Genomic DNA, 19,747 nt, shown 5'->3' on the forward strand with positions numbered 1-19,747 from the left:
GAGGCCAGATGCTCCGGACCCACCGATCCTGCCGCCAGCTTGCTGCCGTCAATGCTGCCGTCCGGCAGCAGCTCGGAAGTCAGCGTGTCCTCGGACAGATGCTCCAGATGGATACTGCCGGGGCGGATATGGCGGCTGTTCACTGCTTCAGGAGCCAGGTGTCCGCCGTATACACTGCCGGAGGCCAGATGCTGCGGACCCACCGCGCCTGCCGCCAGCTTGCTGCTGCCAATGCTGCCGTCCGGCAGCAGCTCCGCGCTGCGGACTTCCTCCGCCAGATGCGTAAGCCGGATCACTCCAGCGTTCAAATGACGCTCTTTCAGTGCAGCATCTGCGAGATGCCCGCTCTGGATGCTCTGCGGCTGCAGATGCTGCGGACCCACCGATCCTGCCGCCAGCTTGCTGCCGCCAATGCTGCCGTCCGGCAGCAGCTCTGCGCTGCGGGCTTCTTCCGCCAGATGCACAAGCTTGATGATGCCGGTGCCCAGATGGCGGTCTTCCACCGTTTTATCTGCAAGATGCCTGCCGTAGATGCTCTGCGGCTGCATGTGATGCGAACCCACCACACCGGCCGCCAGCTTGCTTGCTCCAATACTGCCGTCAGGCAGCAGATCCGCACTGTGGACTTCCTCCGCCAAATGCTCAAGCTTGATGATACCGGAGTTTAAATGACGCTCCTCCAGTGTTCCATCTGCAAGATGTCCGCCCTGGATACTTTGAGCTTGCAGATGCTGCGGGCCCACTGCTCCCTCAGCCAGCTTGCTTCCGCCAATACTGCCGTCAGGCAGCAGATCCGCGCTGTGGACTTCCTCCGCCAAATGCTCAAGCTTGATGATGCCGGAGCTCAAATGACGCTCCTCCAGCGTTCCATCTGCGAGATGTCCGCCCTCGATACTCTGCGCCTGCAGATGCCGGGAACCCACAGCCCCCTCAGCCAGCTTGCTGCCTTCGATGCTGCCGTCCGGCAGAAGCTCCGCACTGTGGACCTCCTCTGCCAAATGCTCAAGCTTGATGATGCCGGAGCTCAAATGACGCTCCTCCAGCGTCCCATCCGCAAGATGTCCGCCCTCGATACTCTGCGCCTGCAGATGCCGGGAACCCACAGCCCCTTCAGCCAGCTTGCTGCCTTCGATGCTGCCGTCCGGCAGCAGCTCCGCGCTCATCGTCTCGGCAGCCAGATGGCTCAACTGGATACTGCCGGGACGGATATGGCGGCTGTCCACAGCATCCGCTGCCAAATGTCCTCCATATACGCTGCCGGAAGCCAGCTGAAAAGAACCTACCGCTCCTGCCGCCAGCTTGCTTCCTCCAACGCTGCCATCCGGAAGCAGCGCTGCGCTGCGGGCTTCATCTGCCAGATGCTCAAGCTTGATCAGACCGGGACGTAAATGCCGTTCCTGCATTATTCCGTCTACGAGATGTTCACCATAAACGCTTTCTTGCTGCAGATGGAGCGAGCTTACCGCACCTGCCGCCAGCTTCTCCCCGCCAATACTGCCATCCGGCAGCAATTCCGAAGTCAGCGTCTCCTTGGCCAGATGCTCAAACTGGATGCTGCCGGAGCGGATATGGCGGCTGTCTACCGCATCCGTTGTCAAATGATCTGCGTACACACTGCCGGGGGCCAAATGGAAGGGGCCTACCGCGCTCTCGGACAGCTTCGTGCTGCCGATGCTTCCATCCGGCAGGATGTCTGCACTGCGCGTCTCTTCCGCCAGATGCACCAGGGTGATCTCCCCGGCCCGGATATGCTGTCCTGCCACCGCCTCCGGCAGCAGATGTGCGGCTCCCACACTGCCGGGTGCCAAATGGGAGGCCCCCACCGCACCCGGGACCAGCTTCTCTCCGCCAATACTGCCGTCCGGCAGAATTTGGCTGCTGCGGACTTCCCCGGCCAGGTGAGCCAAGGTAATGCTGCCTTGCCCGATATGCCGCCCTTCCACAGCAGCTTCAGCCAAGTGGCTGTTTTCTACACTTTTCTGCGCGAGGTGGCGGGAGGAAACAGCCCCTTCGATCAGTTTGGCTCCGCTGATGCTCCCATCCTGGATCTGAATGGAAGAGACCGAACTTGGGTTAATATGTCCATTGCCGATGGACATGGGCCGGATATGCGCCCCGCCAACACTTCCCGGTGCAAGATGTCTGCCCTGCACTGCAGCGTCAATGATCGTACCAGACCCGACCGCCCCTGCTGCCAAGTGCTCGGCTTGAACGGACGATGCTGCCAGTTTGGCGGATTCCACGCTTCCATCCGCCAGCTTTGCCGTCGTAACGGACAAGTCTCCCAGCTTATCGGTGGACACACTTTCCGGCGACAGCTTTAATGAAGTTACTGCATAATCAGACAGATGATGCGGCTGCACAATGGCGGCGGAGAGATGAATTTCCTTCACAGCGCCTGTACCCAGCTTTTCACCCACTACCGAACCCGGCTGCAGTGCAGAAGAGGTGACACTGTTGTCTCCAAGATGCCTGCGTTCCACAGCACCCGGTGCCAAATGTTCGGCATCCACCACGGCGCGCTGCAATACACGCCCGCTGACACTGGCATCGGCCAGATTCTTTTCCTCAACCGTACAAAAAGCAATATGTTCCCCGCTAACCGCTTCCCGTGCAATAGCATTGGCACTAACCGCACCGGGAGCCAGCTTGGCGGCACTAATACTGCCATCCGCCAGCTTATCAGGGGTAATACTTTGCGGACGAAGATGCTCTCCTGCCACTGAGGCACTGGCTAACTGTTCACCCGTAACAGCTCCGCTGGCCAGATGGGTTGTACGCACTGCCTCCTCCTGCAATTGGATAGAACCGACCGATTTCGCTGCCAAATGCGAATGTTCAATAGACTCGCGCTGCAGGTGGATGGAAGTAACGGCCTGCATGGCAATCTGAGGCCCCCGTACAGCAGATTTGGCGATATGCCGTGTCGTGACGGCTTCATCGGCCAGCTTATGCGAAAGAATGCTTTGATCGGCAACTTTGGAGGAAGTGACCGCCTGCTCCACAAGCTGGGCCGTACCTACCGCACCCTCCGCGAGCTTTACAAAAGAAATGCTGCGGTCCGCCAAATGACGGCTGGCAATTTCACCGTCAGCAATATGGCTGCCGTTCACACTTTCCGGGCTTAAGTGCTGTCCGCGTATCACCTCTTTGCCGATCTGGCGTGTACCTACCGCACCGTCGGCAAGATGCCCGCTTTCGATTACACCAAGTTGAAGCTGCTCTTTGCCGACCAGCCGACCGGCCAGCTGTTCCGGTCCAATCGCACCCGGAGCCAGATGCGCCGCTGTAATTGCGCCGCTGCTGATATGACGGCTCTCGATAACAGCCTCGCCCAGCTTGGCGCCGCTGATTTCACCGTCGGCAATTTTATCGCCCGATACCGCTTCGTCGGCAAGCTTGGAACGGTCAATGCTTCCATTCGCCAGATGCCGGCTGACGATGCTGCTGCTCAGAATCTTCTCGCCTGTCACCGCACCATCCTCCAGCAGCTCTGCTGTGATGATGCAGTCGCTGAGGTGGCGGCTGGTAATGGCCTGGTCGGCAATTTGGCCTCCGCCGATGATCCGGTCAGCCAGCTTCTCCGGACCGATGCTGCCGTTTTTTAGCTTTTCACCGCTAATGGAATGATCCAGCAGCTTGCCGCCGCTGATGCTTCCTTCTGCCAAATGCTCGCCCGTTACGGATTCCGGGGCCAGTTTGGAGGATGTTATTGCCTTGTCCGCGATATTAATGCTCTGCACAGCGTAGTCCTGGAGCCAGGGCGTGCCGATGATGCCGAATTTCAGCTTGGACCCGTCAATGGTCCGGGGCGCAATTTTTCTTCCGGTAACGGCAGCGTCGCACAAATCGTCCGTATATACAGGCTGGAGGCGTTCCTTTTCCACCACTGGCGGCACAATCTCAGGGGTTGGCGGCAAAGGCTCATCATCCACAACGGCCATTTCCGCCACCTCTTCCTGAGGCTCTTGCTGATCAAGTACGGCAGATTGTACGAATTCCGCCGCTTCAAGCGTATCCACCCCGCTCACCTTGAGAGTTGTACTCCCGGCATCCGGCGTTTCACTGCCGGAGGTGTCTGCCACCTCCTGTACCTTGGGACTGCTTCCCAGCAAACTGAGTTCCTTCATATTCGGATTATCCACAATATAGAGCGGTTTTTTGGAACTGCGGTGCTGATTTCTTCTGGAGCCCTTCACAAGCAGTCTCCTCCTTCCATCTATTGTTTCTCCTAGGCATCATATGCAGCGCACTGGGCGGATGACACCTTTTTGCGCGCCAAGCCTGACAATTCTGCTGCTGCTGCCTGAGGCAACGGGATACCGCGGTTTCTTTCAAAAAAGGGCATCTGCCACCGCGCATTCGTCCAACCCTAAAAGGCAAGTACACACATACAATGACACAGGAAGAGGAGCAGCCGGAACAATAGATGATAACAGGAGGAACAAACATGGGGCAAAAGCTCGTGGGAATACTGTTAAACGCCGCTATGCACCGGGGCGTTCCCCGGCTAAAAACGGGACAGGAATCACTGGAGAGCTATGAGGAAGCCGCAGCCGCATACGGATTAACCCCCTGCTTCCTGAAGCTGTCCGACATCGATACGAAATCCGGCTATAGCATTGCCTACATTAAAGGGCCTAATGGCTACAGGAGTGCCGTAATTCCGACACCGGACGTCATTCACAACCGGGCCATTTATGATCCGGGGAGCCTTGGGATTGAAAGACTCCTTCGCAGCGGCGTTCAGGTATATAATACATGCAACCGCTATGGCAAAGATCAGATCCATGGGCTGCTTGAGCAGAATGAAGGGCTGCGCAGTCTTCTGCCAGCCACCTCAGCCGGTCTCGCCGGACTGAAGGAAATGATGGACAGCTATTCCGATCTTATCCTGAAGCCTTGCCGGGGGAGTATCGGGCAGGGCGTAATGCGCCTATCGCGGAACAGTCCCGGGCACTGGACCTGGAGCTATCTGCCTGGCGGCTCCAACAGCTGGGCCAGCACAGCCGTTCATCAGGATGCCCTGCCCAGAGCTCTGCGGGCGCGCCTGGCATCTGCTCCTTACCTGGTCCAGGAACGTATCCCGCTCGCCGAGCTAGGGGGCCGGCCGTTTGATCTTCGCGTCACCGTTCAGCGCGGCTGGGGCGGACAATGGCAGGTCACCGGACTGTTCGCCAAACGGGCAGCACCCGGCGGCTTCGTCTCTAACATTGCCCGCGGCGGGGAAGCGCTTGACTCCACCTTTGCACTGGAGCAGGCATTCTCCGGGGCAGCAGCGGCGGGTATCCGCATGTCCGTTCTGGCACACAGCCTCAGTATTGCACGTGAGCTGGAGAAAAACCTCCCCGGCCTTGCGGACATCGGACTGGATATGGGCATTACCGGAAAAGGCCGCATCTATTTCATCGAGTGCAACGGACGCGATCAGCGCTACGGCTTCCGCAAAGCCGGGCTGACCGGCACGTGGAAGGAAAGCTACCGGAAGCCTATGGCATATGCCAGATACCTGCTTGACCGTCCGGCACGGCATATCAGTTATTGATTTGTCTCTTATTCTATGTCAATATAATGCAGAGCGGGCGGTCCTGGACACGGGACCGTGCTGCTGCATGATGGAAGGGAGATAATCATGGTAAAACAATTGCTGCGGCTGATGACCGAGCTGTCCTCGCACAGATGGCTTTCCCGGTTGATGGGGGCTTTTTCCCATAGCAGACTCAGCCGTTTTTTAATCCCGGCATTTATTCGGATTTATCATATTCCCTCTTCTGAGGCGGAGAAGCATTCCGGGGAATACCTTACACTCAATGAATTTTTTAGCCGCCGCCTGAAACCCGGCATGCGCCCCGTCGCCGCCCACGAGAATGCGGTAGCCAGCCCGGTGGATGCGCTGATTACCGCCATGGGCGAGATTCACTCCGGAACGATTATGAATGTAAAAGGACAGGACTATGAACTGGAAGACCTTTTGAACCACTCTCCGCACCTGGAGCTGTACAAAAAAGGCTTTTTCTTCGTGCTCTACTTAAGCCCAACGGACTATCACCGGATTCACTCCCCGATTACCGGGCGCAAGGTCGAGAGTGAGCATATCCGCGGACGGGCCTATCCGGTCAACGAGTTCGGCATGAGACACATGAAAGGTGTGCTGAGCCGCAATGAACGGCTCATTACTTATATCGCCGGAGCCAACGGTGAAGCCGCTGTGGTAAAAGTAGGCGCGATGAATGTCAGCAGCATCCATTACGCGGATGAAGAGGCGGATGCCTGGCAGATCGGCGACGATCTGGCTTATTTCGAATTCGGCTCCACCGTAGTACTGCTCCTGGAGAACGGCAGCTTCACCGCGCGCCCGGGGCTGGCCAGCGGAACCAAGGTGAAGATGGGCGAGCTGCTGGGCACGCTGCAGCGGCCTCTTTAAAACACTAGGTAAGAAGCTGGCCTTGATGATGAAATAGGCTAAGCTTTCCTCAAAAATGGAATCCCCGCCCAAGGCATGCTTCTGATGCCTTGGGCGGGGATTTTGATTTTCTATACCATTCTGTGTTAATTGCGTTTACCGCACAAATGTGTTGCTTACCCGCTCCGATTTCCGGAAATAAGCCAGCCAAATCACGCAGGTTATGACCGATCTTACAAGAGTACGGGTGCTTCTTCCTCCACTCGTCTCTCTAGCTAACGGTATATTCAGCAGGAAAATATAATCAATAACACTAATAAACAGACTGCTGCAATATAACAGTATGATCACTCGGGGCAATAGGGCTTTTTTCTGATAGAACAACACCAACGTGAAGACACACAGCACTAGAAGCAACAAATTCGCAATGGCCTCAAATACAATCAGCGGTGCCCAAAGTGGATGGTAAAGCTCTCCTTCCTTAGATGCAAGCATACCCCAGTACTCCGCGTTGAAGCTCGGGAGGTTGTAGTTCAGAAGCTTAAGCACCAGCGAAAACAGCATTGCAATCATGCCTATCTGCACAAGCACCAGCCAGCCCCCGAGACCCGATGGACCAAGTGGAATATACGCTTTAGACGCCCCCTGTTGTTCCTGTTCATTCCATTCATAAATTTTCATCATACTTCTCCAATATATAGATTCTTCTCCCTGAAATTTTACTTAGAAAGAATAATCTTTTGGAGGAAGCCACTCAACGGCTAATTTTGTATTATTATGTAATGTATTGTCGAATCAACACGTAAAATGAAAGATCATACTTTAGACATGTTTCTTTGGTCGGAGAATACTGCATTTATTCGGCACTTGAACCCTATTGTTTTTCAGTTTTCCATTAAATACGGTCACACAAACGTCAAAAAGCCCTGCAGAATTATTCTGCAGGGCTGATGTTTTTGCTGTATGGGACGCTACGCACAACAAAAGCAGGCTGGTTATTCTGTCACCTTGCTCTGATTTGCTACCTCGCGTGCTTTCTCCTGCACTTCTTCCGGTTCCCCGAGATAGAAGCGGCTGATCGGCTTCACATCATCATCCAGCTTGTAGACCAGAGGGACTCCAGTCGGCACATTCAGGTCCAGCAGCGCCTTCTCGTCAATGTCCTCCATGAACTTGATCAGCGCCCGCAGCGTGTTGCCATGCGCCGAGATCAGCACCCGCTCCTTCTTGCGGATCAGCGGCACGATACGTTTGCCCCAGAAATCGCCGACACGGTGTACGGTATCCTCCAGGCTCTCGCCGCGCGGAATATCGCCGGCACGGACCTCCTTGTAGCGGATGTCGTTTCTGGCATAACGCGGATCATCCGGCTCCAGCATCGGAGGCCGCACGGACAGGCTGCGCCGCCAGATGTGCAGCTGCTCTTCGCCGTATTTTACCGCAGTCTCACTCTTGCTCAGCCCCTGCAGTGCTCCGTAATGACGCTCGTTCAGCTTCCAGGATTTCTGTACGGGAATCCACAGCAGGTCCAGCTCATCCAGCACATAGTTAAGTGTCTTAATCGAACGCTTCAGCACAGAAGCAAAAGCCAGATCAAAAGTATAACCCGCCTCCTTCAGCAGCTTGCCCGCCGCTTTGGCTTCCTCTACCCCCTTCTCTGTCAGATCGGGGTCGCTCCAGCCTGTGAACAGATTTTGGCGGTTGTACTCGCTCTCTCCATGGCGTATCAATACGATTTCGTACATACTCTCTCCTCCTGCCCATAGTTTCATGATCTCTATTATATCCTACATCCATCATAGGCTTGCTGACCGGGTTCTTCAAGGCCTTGCTTCGGCGGCTCTCCGGTTCCGTTACCGGATCAAAATATTATCCTCCAGCCCCCCGCTTTTACCCGCTTCTGCAACATGTTGCCGCTCCCGCTACGACCTCTGGGCTGACAGCCGCCGCAGTACCGCATCCCTCAACACCCGCGCATGATTGTGCTGCTCATCCTTAGCAGCATACAGCAGCGTCACCGGGCTTTCCCTGGCCCAGGCGCACAGCCGCTCCACTTCGCCCGCCGCCGGCTCCAACTGCAGCTCCTCCTCATACAGCAGCGCAAACTCCGCGAATCTGCCGGGCTTATGAGCGAACCACTTCCGCAATTCAGGTGACGGCGCGGCTTTCCGCATCCATTCGTCGAGCTGTGCCGTTTCCTTGGCTACGCCGCGCGGCCACAGGCGGTCAACCAGCACCCTTAGGCCGTCCTCCGCCTCCGGCGGGGCGTAAATGCGTTTGATCCTGAGCGTATCCGAACCTGCACCAGCACGCATTGCCTTTGAGCGTGTACTTGTCATTTCATCCGAGTCAGCACCTGTCTTTGCCGCCCCGGGACCCGCCTCTACCGCATCTGATTTCACTGGATAATCCTCCTCGTGTTTAGAGTACGCCTACTTTCATTATAAATATGTTGCTATCCAATTTGTAGGGAAGTGCTAAACCGATCAGGCGCCGCAGATATATCAAAAAAACCGGAAGCCCTCCGGCCCCGGTCTTTTCTCATATCCGTTTGATCAGGTTATGTCTATGGTCGAGCATCCCCAATTCACTCAGAACCAATGATCCGGAGTCGCCACGCCGCTGTGCTTCAAGCGTCTCCAGCGGTTGCGGACAATCCCGCTCCCTCCGCCTTTTCAGTCGGTATTGCAGATCCGTCGTCTTATCATTTGTAGCCGTTCTCCCCTTCCAGGCAGCAGTTCACATCGTATGTAAACAGGTTGCAACGTAATTACCCCGGCTGGAAAAAACTGAAACAACCGGAGAATCAGCGGATCTCGGACGGACTTTTCCCGGTGTGCTGCTTGAATTGGCGGCTGAAAAAGAAAATATCGCGGTAGCCCAGCGCATCTGCCACCTCGGTCACGTTCATTCCGGCGTACAGCAGCAGATGCTGTGCCCGCTCAATCCGGGTGCGGATCACATAAGACTGAACGGAAGATCCGGTAATCTCCTTGAATTTGATTGAAAAATAACGCGGCGACAGCCCTGCGCGCGCCGCCAGATCCTCCACCCGGTGCATCGCTCCGGGATGCTGGCTGACATAGTTGGCTACCTCATGGATGACCTCTGCCAGCTGGTTGCTTACATGGCGTTCCACCGGCATCACCTGATCCTCACGCAGCAGATGAATCATCAGCTGCTTCAGAATGAGCTGGCCTTCCTCCTGTGCCGCGAAGGTCTTCACCAGGAACAGGCGGACATACCGGGCCAACAGATGCTCGAACTCCACCGTTTCCGACAGCACACGGTAAGGCTCGGGAATGTCTGTCACATCCTCAGCAACATCGAAATGAATATATGTAAGCACAAGCGGCTTTTGCGGATTATGGGTCGCACTCGTATGATCTCCGGGACGGAACAGGAAGCAGCTCCCTTGGCCCACCTGATAAGGCACCCCTCTGCGCACAACTGTGCCTTCCCCGCTCCAGACATAGAACAAATCATAATTTTGCAGCGGCTTCTCTCTTTTTTGCCATTTCCAGCCCGGCTCGCAGACAATCTTCGCCAGGGCCGGAAGGATCACAAAAGAGGACGGCGATGCATGCAGCATAATGTTCCCCCCTAAAAGTTTGTGAGCTTTACTTCATGCATATACTTCGTACAAACTCGCATCGGAAGCATCTTCTAAGTTTTGCGGAATTCTGTTTCTTCGTGCTTGCTTTGCAGCAAAACCCGCTTCGGAAGCGTCCTAAAAGAGCCCCGCCCTCATCTAACCGTATAATACACCGGACACAGCTCCTGCCCGGGTTTCATCCAGCGCACGGTTCCATACTTCTCATAATACCTTGTCATGTCCTATTTTGCACATCCTTCCAGGCCAGCAGGAGGCGATTAACCCCAATTTCCAGCTGCACGCTATCCAAATGGGCAAAAGAAAAGCAGGCAGCCGGCACGCCCGGCTCGACCCGGTACAGCGCTGCGTCCCGGAAATCCGTGCCGCGCTTAAGCGCCGCCGCCCGGAAGGCGGCGAATTCCTCCCTGCTGCGCCGCCAGTGCGCGTAGATGTGCAGACCCGCATCGCCGGGCAGCGGCTCAAACAGCAGACCGAGCCGCTCCGACAGCAGGGAGCGGAGGATGCGGGCGCGCTCGCCATAGATGCGCGTCATCCGCCGCAGATGGCGGCCGTAGCCGCCGGTATGCATGAAGCGCGCCAGCGCGCGCTGCTCCAATTGGCCTCCCGGCAGCGGCTCATACAGCGCTTTGGCGGCGGTTACCGGCTTGATCAGCAAGGGCGGCAGCACCGCATAGCCCAGCCTCAAGCCGGAGAACATGCTGTTCGAGAACGAGCCGATGTAGACGACCCGCTCCTCGCGGTCAAGTGCCTTCAGCGGCTCTATGGGCCGCCCGCCCCAGCGGAACTCGCTGTCGTAATCGTCCTCCACGATCAGCGCTTCCCGCCGGCGCGCCCATTCCAGCAGACGGCGCCGCCGGTCCAGCGGCAGCACCGCGCCAGTGGGGAACTGGCGGCTTGGCGTAACGAACAGCAGCCGGGCCGCCCAATCCTGCGGCACCAGCCCGCTTTCGTCTACCCGGCCAAGCAGCAGCTCTCCCCCGGAAATCTCCACCGCTCTGCGGATGCCGTGAAATCCGGGGTCCTCGACAACGGCAGGGCTTCCGGGCTCCAGCAACAGCTGTGCCAGAAGAACAATACCCTGCATCGAGCCGCTGAACAGCACGATGTGCTCCGCCTCCGCCCGGATGCCCCGGGTCACCCGGAGATGGGCGGCAATGGCCCGCCGCAGGCTTTCTTCCCCTTCGGGTGGGCAATAGCCCTCCAGCAGCCCGCCGCTTTTGCCGCCGGCGTATTTCAGCGCACTCCGCCACTCGGCGTAAGGAAAATACTCCATCAGCATTCCCCGGCTCCGAAAGCTGACGAATGCGCCATCCACAGGTTCATATACGGAGACATGCCGGTTCATGAGCCGGCTTCCCCAGCTGGAGAGCGGTATTCCGGAGTAAGCCGCTCCCGGTAAGGAAATAGGGGATGCCGTTTCAGGTGCGTCAGAAACGTTAGAAGGAACAGGTATGCGTACATTACCTAGGATTCCAGCCTGTTCCGCATCATAACCGGCTTCACCAGAATCGGCAGCTTCTTGGACTGGCAGGGTTCCCCCAGCCTGTGGCTCGCCGCCTCTATCCGCCGCAGCCCCGGCCATCCCCGCCTCTGCACAGTCAGCACTATCCGCCGGCTCCGTCATCCCCGCTTCAGCAAAGGCTGCATCAGCAGCCGTCCCTGCAGAAGCGGACTCTTTTGTCATAACCGCTGTACCTTCGCCTTCAGCCTCTTGGGCCGCCTCCTTCCGCTCCCCCTCTGCCGGATAAAAGCTGTCATCCGCAACATAGGTGCCCCGGCCGGTCTCTGTCCGGATGTAGCCGTCAGCGAGCAGCATATCGTAAACCTGAGATACCGAACCCCGCGACATCGTGTACAGCTCCGCCATCTTCCGTGTAGACGGCAGTCTTGTCCCGCCCGGCAGCGTCCCGCCAAGGATTGCTGTGCGCAGCGCATGGTACAAAGCCAGATATTTATAGCGGTGCACCGCCAAGTACTGGTCATATGGCAACGTAAAATTCATGTCCCTACCTCTTCACCTCAAAGTGGACTATTAAAAATAATGTAAACCGGTCCTTTTTTATTGTCAATTCTTCCTCTATTCTAAGGTAACCGTTTGACCCGGAGCATAGGACTCCGCAACTCATGAGAAAAGGAAGTGCCGTTATGCGCAGAAAAGAATTTCAGGTAGAGCAGGAAGAGGAGCTGATCGGGTTTTTGGGCGGAATGAGCTTTGGTTTTCTCGGTACCAGCGATGAGCAGGGGCTGCCGCGTGTGACGCCGCTGAATTTTGTATATATGGAGGGAAACTTCTATTTCCACGGCAGCCGTGCCGGAGACAAAATGAAGAGCATCCGCCGCAATCAGCAGGTATGCTTCACTGTTGCCGACGAATATGCGCTCATTCCCTCCTATTTCAGCGATCCCGAGCTTGCCTGCCCCGCCACCGCCTATTTCAAAAGCGTAACCGCTTATGGACAGGCTGAGCTTGTGGAAGACGCTGCCGAAAAAGCAGCCGTATTTACCCTTTTTATGCAAAAACTCCAGCCGGAAGGCGGCTATGCCCCGATTGATGCCGAAGATCCCAAATACCCTTCACGGCTGAAGGGTGTTGCAGTTGTGCGCATCGTTCCCGAAGAGATCACAGCCAAGTTCAAATTCGGCCAGAATCTGAAGGAAGAGGAGCGGACTGCCGTTACCCAGGGGCTGAAGGACAGAAACGGAGCACGTGACGCTGAAACCATTGCCATGATGGAAAAATACTGCCCCTATCACTCCAATATAGATTGAACTTGAAAAATTAAGATACGGGGAAAAGCGGATGAGGAGAAGCAATACTCCGCAGATGGGCAGCGGCCGGAAGTCCAAACTTTCCCTGCAGTCACGCTCAATCCCAAACCCGATAACTCTCACGTTCAGTTTATATAGTGGAAAAAGTATCCCTAATCAAGCTCAATCCGCTTATGGAGTGGCCTATGTTGGAAAAAGTACCACTAATCCGGCTGAAAATGGCCATTTATGATGAGTATGCACGAATTAGGTGTACAAGTTCCAACTCAACCCTCCTGTAGCCCGGATTTCAGCTCATTAGTTTTACTTTTTCCACTTATTTCGCCGCAGCCTGGTGCAGAAGGCCCGGAAGGCTGTTATCGCCAAAGTAGGCCGTCCGGTCCGCCACCCCCCCATGATATGACTCTCGGAAGCTGCCCTTGCTGCTGGAATGGTATCCACGGGGTGCAGAGCTGCGGCTGCCGTTTCAAGCTTCTCCCCGGAATGCATCAGCTATACGTATGGTGACTTGTTTCCAACCATGCGATATCTGGACGGCAAGCCTTACAGGGGGCAGGTGTATACACTTAAGGAGCTCCGGGAGGTCATTTCGCAGTTCGGCTGGCCGCAGGAATGGAACGCCGGCTGGACCCAGGGACCGGAAAGATACACCCGAGGTTCAAGTGTGGGAGAAACCGCAGCAATTTTTCTAAAAGGTTCAGCAAAAAACGTCTTTCACCAGTGACGGCGGAGTATCCCGGTGATATAATGTTAGGCAATGTTAACGTATATCCCAGAAGAATACCGGAAGGATGAAACTGATGAATCCATTGGCTGGACAATTGAATGACAGCATCAAGGCAGGCAATGAACATGTGTACGATATGCTCTCCAATCTGGGCAAAGCGCTGTATTATCCCAAGGAGGGCATTCTGAGCCAATCCGCCGAAGCGGCTGCTCACGCCAAGAAATACAACGCAACCATCGGGATTGCCACCGAAAACGGTGTACCTATGCACCTCGGCGTTATTCAGGATAAGCTCTCCGCTTACAGTCCCAAGGATTTGTACGGCTACGCTCCGCCGGCAGGCAAGCCGGAGCTGCGCACCCTGTGGCGGGAGAAGATGCTTCGTGAGACACCGTCGCTTGAAGGCAAGTCCTTCGGCAACCCGATCGCTACCAATGCCCTGACCCATGGGCTAAGCATCGTTGCCGATCTGTTCGCCGATCAGGGGGATGCCGTCATCTATCCGGATAAAAACTGGGAGAATTACGAGCTGACCTTCGGCGTCCGCCGTCTCAGCGATACCGTGAACTATCCGCTCTTCACGGAAGATATGAGCTTCAACAGCGAAGGGCTGCTGGATGCCCTGCTGGCCCAGAAGGACCGCGGGAAAGCTATTGTGCTGCTTAACTTCCCGAATAACCCTACGGGCTATACCCCGGGCATCAAGGAAGGCGAAGCGATCGTTGCCGCTATTCTCCGCGCAGCGGAAGAAGGCATCAACGTCGTGGTGGTCAGCGACGATGCGTATTTCGGACTCTTTTTCGAGGACTCGCTGAAGGAATCCCTGTTTGGCCGTCTGGCCAACCTGCATCCGCGCGTGCTCGCCGTGAAGATTGACGGAGCGACCAAAGAAGAGTTCGTCTGGGGCTTCCGCGTCGGCTTCATCACCTATGCTTCTGACAGCAAGGAAGTGCTCGCTGCCCTGGAGCAGAAGACAATGGGGATTATCCGCGCCACCATCTCCAGCGGACCGCATCCTTCACAGACTTTCGTGCTGGATGCGCTCAAATCGCCGGAATTTGCCGAACAGAAGGAAGAGAAGTTTCAGATTATGAAGGGCCGCGCCAACAAAGTGAAGGCACTGCTGGACAGCGGCAAATACGGTGATGACGTGTGGACCTATTATCCGTTCAACTCCGGGTACTTTATGTGCCTGAAGCTGCACACCGTGCCGGCTGACGCTCTGCGTCTGCACCTGATCCATAACTACAGCCTGGGTACCATTGCCCTGGGTGAGACCGATCTGCGCGTGGCCTTCTCCTGTATTGAAGAAGATCAGCTGGAGGATCTGTTCGACATGGTCTATGCAGGAATCCGCGATCTGGAAAAAGCCTAATCCCAAGCTGTGACATAGATATCAGCCCCGGCCGTGCCGGGGCTGTTTTTTTTGCGGGCCGTTATGGCATTGGCCTATACACGTTATTCCCTCCGCACATACAATACGGTGTACTCAAGTACAATTACTCACACGCGAAAGGGGAATGAACATGAGCGAAGAAGTTAGAGGCGGATATGGATACCCTGGATTTACAAGCACAGGTGCAATTCTGGTTCTCTTTATCCTGCTGGTTATTATCAGCCGTTCACTCTTTGTCTAACCGGGAATGAACATCCCGGGAGGGGGCTCCGGCTCTCTCCCACTTGCCCGCGTTTTACAGCATTCCCTGTTTCTTGTCTCAGTTCCAAACAGGAATTTCTGCAATTCCAGAGATAGGTCTAAATAAGCTTCAACTATCAAGCAGAAATATAAGGATGATTTGTGGCGTGAAACATATAAATCCTTATACTTTGAAAAAAAAGACGCCTTGACGGAGCAAATGCTCCGCTTAAGGCGTCTTTCTTCAGATATCGTCGTCGTCCTGCGCCGATTTGCGGGAAGCCCTGCTTTTGAAGAGATAGGCCAGCAGCGCCCCGGCCAGAAAGGTCCCGATGACCGGCAGCGGCCGCCCGGCTATCCCGGTCAGAAATGGCAGAGCGGTCAGCACAGCCAGCAGCAGATGCGCGCGGAAGATGAACTGAATCGTGCTGCTTGCCTTGCTGCCCTCCGGAAGCGGATAGACAGTCAGCCAGAACGATTCGCTATGCAGCTTGCGCAGCGCTGACAGCTGTACGCCCATGATCAGCACGAAGAACAAATAGATGCCGGAGCCGATGTAGCTCTCCCGGTTCCACCAGACCAGCAGCAGCGCCAAAACGGCTATTCGGATCACAATGCCGAAGATGTCGCCCCGGGCGAAGCTTTTGGTCAGCAGGAAGCGGTAGGCGGTGCTGCGCCGCCAGGCGATGCCCGCGCCCCATTTGGACAAGTAGCGGCGGGGATAGACCCGCTGCTCCCGTCCGGGCACATCCACGAACCAGCCAAGGATCATCAGCGCTCTTGCACCTTGATTGCGCTCGGTGGCTATCAGCCGTTCCCAGGGAACAGAGAGCCGTGCCGGTACGGCAAGCGCCGCCACATAGGCTGCTGCCAGAATAACAATAAAGATCAGTGCCCTGAACGGAGGCTGCCAGAGCCATGCGGCAATCATCAGGCCGGAGACTGCCCAGCGGAGCAGGCTGTAGCCCGCGGAAGCCGGACGGGACAGCATGGCCAGCTCCCGCCACAGGCCGAAGCTGGCCAATATCTTCACCAGAATCAGCACCGCAAACGTGGCAAGCAGCATTTGATGAGAATCATCCGTCCGTATGTACAGAGGCCAGAGTGTAATCAGCACGAAGGCCAGCCGCAGAATTTTCCACACATTCCCGGCCGTCCAGGCGGGAGCGAAATATTCCTTCATCCGGTGGCCCTGCGGAAGCAGAAAGATCGTATCCGGGCTCTGCAGATAGGTCCGGAAGCTGCTATGCGCCGCTGCAGGCAGCAGCAGTACCAGCATGATCCAGCGGATAGGAATGCCCTCGGGGACATCGCGGAGCAGTGAAGTATACCAGGCCGAGAAGATAATCAGCACCAGCAGAAAAACCATCGCTATCCCGCTCTGAATAATATAACCTACATAAGGAATGAGGCCTCCCATGAACCGGCTGCGCCGCTGCCGGCGCAGCTCCTTCAAATCCATATCATTTCCCTCCTTGCACCAGTTCGTAGAACAGCTGCTCCAGATTCAATCCCTGCAGTCCGGCAGCCGCGGTCATCTCGGCCAGCGTACCCTGAGCGATCACCTTCCCGCGGTGCAGGACAATGAACCTGTCACAATAATTCTCAATGGTGGAGAGAATATGGGAGCTTAACAGAATCGAAGCTCCGGTATTCTTCAGCTCCAGCATGAAATCAAGCAAGGAGCGGATGCCCAAGGGGTCCAGCCCCAAAAATGGCTCGTCGATCACATACAGCGCCGGACGTGCCACAAAGGCGCACATAATCATGACCTTCTGCTTCATCCCTTTGGATAAATGCGAGGACAGTGTATCCATCTTATCATCCATATTAAAGAGTGCGGCCAGCCGGCTGCTGCGGGATTCATAATCACTCTGCTCTACGCCGTAAGCCCTGGCGGTAAACTCCACATGCTCACGTACCGTCATTTCCTCATACAGCAGCGGGGACTCCGGTACAAAGGACAGCGCTCCGTGATAGGCTTCCGGGTCGCTGCTCCGGGTTTTTCCCTGGACAGTGATCTCGCCTTTATGCGGCGACATCAGGCCCAGAATATGCTTCATGGTCGTGCTTTTGCCTGCTCCGTTCAATCCGATCAGCCCGACCATTTCTCCAGGCTGTACTTGAAGGCCGATATCGTGAAGCACTGGCTTGTTCAGGCTGTAGCCTCCGCTTAAGCCCGTAATTTGCAATACGGGGGCAGTACTCATTGACCTTCACCTCTCGGGGTTTTGTCTTTCAGCCATTTTGGCGCTCCTTTGTTCTTGCGGTTCTTCTCGCGCTCCGCACCGCTGGTGCGTGCTTTGCCTGCGGGAGCACCGCCGCGTGGTCCTGCGGCGGGACCCGGGCTGCGGCGCTGCTGGCCGCGCCCCGCATCGAAGCCCGCTGCCGCTGCCGGCTGCGGGGCAGAAGCCCCGGCCGGGGAGGCTTGGCCTCCCGCTGCCGGGGTCTGCACCTGCGGCTTGCCGCTGCGCGCCGCAGATAAGCCTTCACGCCCGCCGCTGCCATGGCGGCCGGAACCTGTCCCGCCGCGGGACTCGCTGCGGGCCTCTTCGGCGGTCAGTGCCTTGCCGCCGACCATTTCCCTCTCCTCCAGCCGGATGTCCAGCTCCTTAGCGAACTTGCGCATGATGAACGTCTGCTGCTCCGTGACAATCGTCACGGACAGTCCGCGCCGTCCCATGCGCCCTGTACGTCCGGCCCGGTGCACATAATGCTCCGAATCAAAAGCCGGATCGAAGCTGATGACCAGTGTCAGATTCTCGATGTCGAGGCCCCGGGCCGCCACATCACTGGCCACCAGCACGCGGAAGCGGCCGTCGCGGAAGCGGGCCAGCACATTGCTGCGCGTCACCTTATCGGCATCGCCGTAGAGTGCTGCTGCCGTAAGCCCCAGATGGTTCAGCTTGGCGGTCACCTCAGCGATATCGTCGGTGGCATTGACGAATACAATCGCCCGTTCCGGGTTGTAATGACGGATCACCCGGCGCAGCATATCAATCTTGTTCCGCTCCTCGGTCACCACGTAGTGATGCTCAAGACTCTGGGCGGTCATGATCCCCGGATCAATGCCGACCTCTGCCGGATTCTTCATCTCGCGTGCTGCAAGTGCCCTCGTCTCCGGCCCGATGGTGGCCGACAGCATGACCAATTGCCGGGTGCGCAGCGCACTGCTGACGATCTTCGCCACCTCGCCCGCAGCGCTTAGCTGGAACATCTGGTCTGCTTCATCGATGACAATCGTGGTCACCTCGTGCATCTTCAGCTTGCGCAGCCCGATCAGCTCCCGGATGCGGCCGGGAGTGCCCACTACAAGCTGCGGATGCTCGCGCAGCTTATCGATCTGCCGCTTGATCGCCGCACCGCCGATCAGGCCCATCACTTTGATGCCGCGATGGGCTCCATAACGCTCCGCCTCGCGGAGAATCTGCATCGCCAGCTCTTGCGTAGGGGCCAGCACCAGCTTCTGCACCACCTTCTGCTCCGGATTAATCCCCTGGAGCAGCGGCAGCAGGTAAGCCAGCGTCTTGCCGGTTCCTGTCTGGGATGCGGCAAGCACGTCTCTTCCCTCCAGCATCAGCGGAATCGTCTCCTCCTGAACAGGGGATGGATCTTGAATGCCGAATTCCGACAATCGGGCAACGAAGTCTTCCTGAATGCCGATGGCCGCAAAAGAAGCTTTATTCATAATTGTAGTTCATCCTTTTCCCTTAAGATAATATGTTCATTATATGCCAAAAAGGCCTCTCCACCAAATGGAAGGCCGCTTGATCGTGTTAAGCCGGGATATACAGATACTTTGTCCTTGATCTGCCGGCTATTTCCGGTTCATCATGTTATAGGTGAGCTTATCCGCGAGCCGGGGGAACAGACCATAGAGGCGGATGCCAACCGCCGCGAAGCCCGGAAGATCGATCTCCTCTTTGCCCTTATCGATCAGCTTCACAATTTTCTTGGATACATGCTCAGGCGTCATCATCATCCGGGCTACACTCTTTTCGTAGCTGCCGGAGGGGTCGGCCGTACGGAAGAATTCCGTCGCAATCGGCCCAGGATTAACTGCCGAGACAATGATCCCCTGCTTGCGCAGCTCCTGGCGCAGCGCATTGGTGAAGCCCAGCACGGCATGTTTGGTTGCGGTATAAGCAACGGACCGGGCCGTGCCGATTTTGCCGGCCATAGACGCCACATTAACAATCTGTCCGCTTCCCCGTTCCAGCATATGCGGGACTACAGCCTTTGTACACCGGACCATGCCCATGTAGTTCACATCCATCATGTCATCGAACTCCCGGGACTCCATGTCGGTAAAAGCGGCAAACTTGCCATATCCGGCGTTATTCAGAAGGATATCGATTCTGCCGTATACACTGAGGATGTCCGCAAAGGTTCTCTGTACCTGGTCTTCGTCGGTAACATCGCAGGCATACAGTCCAAAAACGCCCGGAATACCGGCCGCGGTTTCTTTCAGCTTGTCCTCTGAACGGGCCAGCAGAATAGGGACAGCTCCACGCTTGCCGAGCATCTGTGCTGTCAGCGCTCCAATCCCGCTAGAGGCTCCAGTAATTACAACGACTTTGTCTTGTAGTGCCATGA

At 56.4% G+C, this 19,747-nt stretch carries 15 protein-coding genes; 5 read left to right on the forward strand and 10 right to left on the reverse strand.

The genetic code is table 11. The features are described from left to right. The coding region (locus BLQ82_RS32035) for a hypothetical protein (RefSeq protein ID WP_074648300.1) at positions 1 to 4,199 on the reverse strand (4,199 nt) is incomplete at its 3' end. Between the two features lie 251 nt (positions 4,200 to 4,450). On the opposite strand from BLQ82_RS32035, the gene BLQ82_RS16050 reads away from it, so the two are divergent. After that, positions 4,451 to 5,545 (forward strand): YheC/YheD family endospore coat-associated protein, encoded by a 1,095-nt coding sequence (locus BLQ82_RS16050; RefSeq protein ID WP_062523794.1) that lies wholly within the window; start codon positions 4,451 to 4,453, stop codon positions 5,543 to 5,545. Between the two features lie 87 nt (positions 5,546 to 5,632). Beyond that, complete coding sequence (gene asd, locus BLQ82_RS16055; RefSeq protein WP_062523793.1) at positions 5,633 to 6,424, forward strand: archaetidylserine decarboxylase; 792 nt, start codon at positions 5,633 to 5,635, stop codon at positions 6,422 to 6,424. 135 nt (positions 6,425 to 6,559) lie between these two features. On the opposite strand, the gene BLQ82_RS16060 is transcribed toward asd, so the two are convergent. From BLQ82_RS16060 to BLQ82_RS16080, 5 genes are all read right to left on the reverse strand, one after another. Beyond that, the gene (locus tag BLQ82_RS16060) at positions 6,560 to 7,084 is read right to left on the reverse strand and encodes a DUF2569 domain-containing protein (RefSeq protein WP_062523792.1); all 525 of its coding nucleotides are present in this window, start codon (positions 7,082 to 7,084) and stop codon (positions 6,560 to 6,562) included. A gap of 314 nt (positions 7,085 to 7,398) precedes the next feature. Then, positions 7,399 to 8,148 (reverse strand): 2,3-diphosphoglycerate-dependent phosphoglycerate mutase, encoded by a 750-nt coding sequence (gene gpmA / locus BLQ82_RS16065; RefSeq protein WP_062523791.1) that lies wholly within the window; start codon positions 8,146 to 8,148, stop codon positions 7,399 to 7,401. A 177-nt stretch (positions 8,149 to 8,325) separates the two neighbouring features. After that, positions 8,326 to 8,805 (reverse strand): DUF488 domain-containing protein, encoded by a 480-nt coding sequence (locus BLQ82_RS16070; protein ID WP_341874802.1) that lies wholly within the window; start codon positions 8,803 to 8,805, stop codon positions 8,326 to 8,328. A 404-nt stretch (positions 8,806 to 9,209) separates the two neighbouring features. Next, positions 9,210 to 9,995 (reverse strand): helix-turn-helix domain-containing protein, encoded by a 786-nt coding sequence (locus BLQ82_RS16075; protein WP_039789444.1) that lies wholly within the window; start codon positions 9,993 to 9,995, stop codon positions 9,210 to 9,212. Positions 9,996 to 10,233: 238 nt separating this feature from the next. Further along, the gene (locus BLQ82_RS16080) at positions 10,234 to 12,021 is read right to left on the reverse strand and encodes an aminotransferase-like domain-containing protein (protein ID WP_074648302.1); all 1,788 of its coding nucleotides are present in this window, start codon (positions 12,019 to 12,021) and stop codon (positions 10,234 to 10,236) included. A gap of 143 nt (positions 12,022 to 12,164) precedes the next feature. Here BLQ82_RS16080 and BLQ82_RS16085 point away from each other — a divergent pair, with 143 nt between their 5' ends. The 3 genes from BLQ82_RS16085 (at position 12,165) to BLQ82_RS32385 (ending at position 15,152) form a co-directional block, all read left to right on the forward strand. Then, on the forward strand, positions 12,165 to 12,788 hold the full coding sequence (locus BLQ82_RS16085) for a pyridoxamine 5'-phosphate oxidase family protein (RefSeq protein WP_062523789.1): 624 nt from the start codon (positions 12,165 to 12,167) through the stop codon (positions 12,786 to 12,788). 800 nt (positions 12,789 to 13,588) lie between these two features. Beyond that, the gene (locus tag BLQ82_RS16095) at positions 13,589 to 14,890 is read left to right on the forward strand and encodes an aminotransferase class I/II-fold pyridoxal phosphate-dependent enzyme (RefSeq protein ID WP_062523810.1); all 1,302 of its coding nucleotides are present in this window, start codon (positions 13,589 to 13,591) and stop codon (positions 14,888 to 14,890) included. 151 nt (positions 14,891 to 15,041) lie between these two features. Beyond that, the gene (locus tag BLQ82_RS32385) at positions 15,042 to 15,152 is read left to right on the forward strand and encodes a hypothetical protein (protein ID WP_020429695.1); all 111 of its coding nucleotides are present in this window, start codon (positions 15,042 to 15,044) and stop codon (positions 15,150 to 15,152) included. A 243-nt stretch (positions 15,153 to 15,395) separates the two neighbouring features. Here the strand turns inward: BLQ82_RS32385 and BLQ82_RS16100 are convergent, their stop codons facing one another. The 4 genes from BLQ82_RS16100 to BLQ82_RS16115 form a co-directional block, all read right to left on the reverse strand. Continuing rightward, a complete protein-coding gene (locus tag BLQ82_RS16100) occupies positions 15,396 to 16,613 on the reverse strand; it encodes an ABC transporter permease (protein ID WP_062523787.1) in 1,218 nt (405 codons plus the stop codon). 1 nt (position 16,614) lies between these two features. Beyond that, entirely contained in the window at positions 16,615 to 17,361 is a 747-nt protein-coding gene (locus BLQ82_RS16105) for an ABC transporter ATP-binding protein (protein ID WP_042267412.1), read from the reverse strand. Beyond that, positions 17,358 to 18,839 (reverse strand): DEAD/DEAH box helicase, encoded by a 1,482-nt coding sequence (locus BLQ82_RS16110; protein WP_074648304.1) that lies wholly within the window; start codon positions 18,837 to 18,839, stop codon positions 17,358 to 17,360. Before BLQ82_RS16110 ends, BLQ82_RS16105 begins: the two co-directional genes overlap by 4 nt. A 129-nt stretch (positions 18,840 to 18,968) precedes the next feature. Then, complete coding sequence (locus BLQ82_RS16115; protein WP_062523785.1) at positions 18,969 to 19,745, reverse strand: SDR family NAD(P)-dependent oxidoreductase; 777 nt, start codon at positions 19,743 to 19,745, stop codon at positions 18,969 to 18,971. Positions 19,746 to 19,747: the final 2 nt, after the last annotated feature.

Source organism: Paenibacillus jilunlii (assembly GCF_900102965.1).
Taxonomy (GTDB): domain Bacteria; phylum Bacillota; class Bacilli; order Paenibacillales; family Paenibacillaceae; genus Paenibacillus_AQ; species Paenibacillus_AQ jilunlii.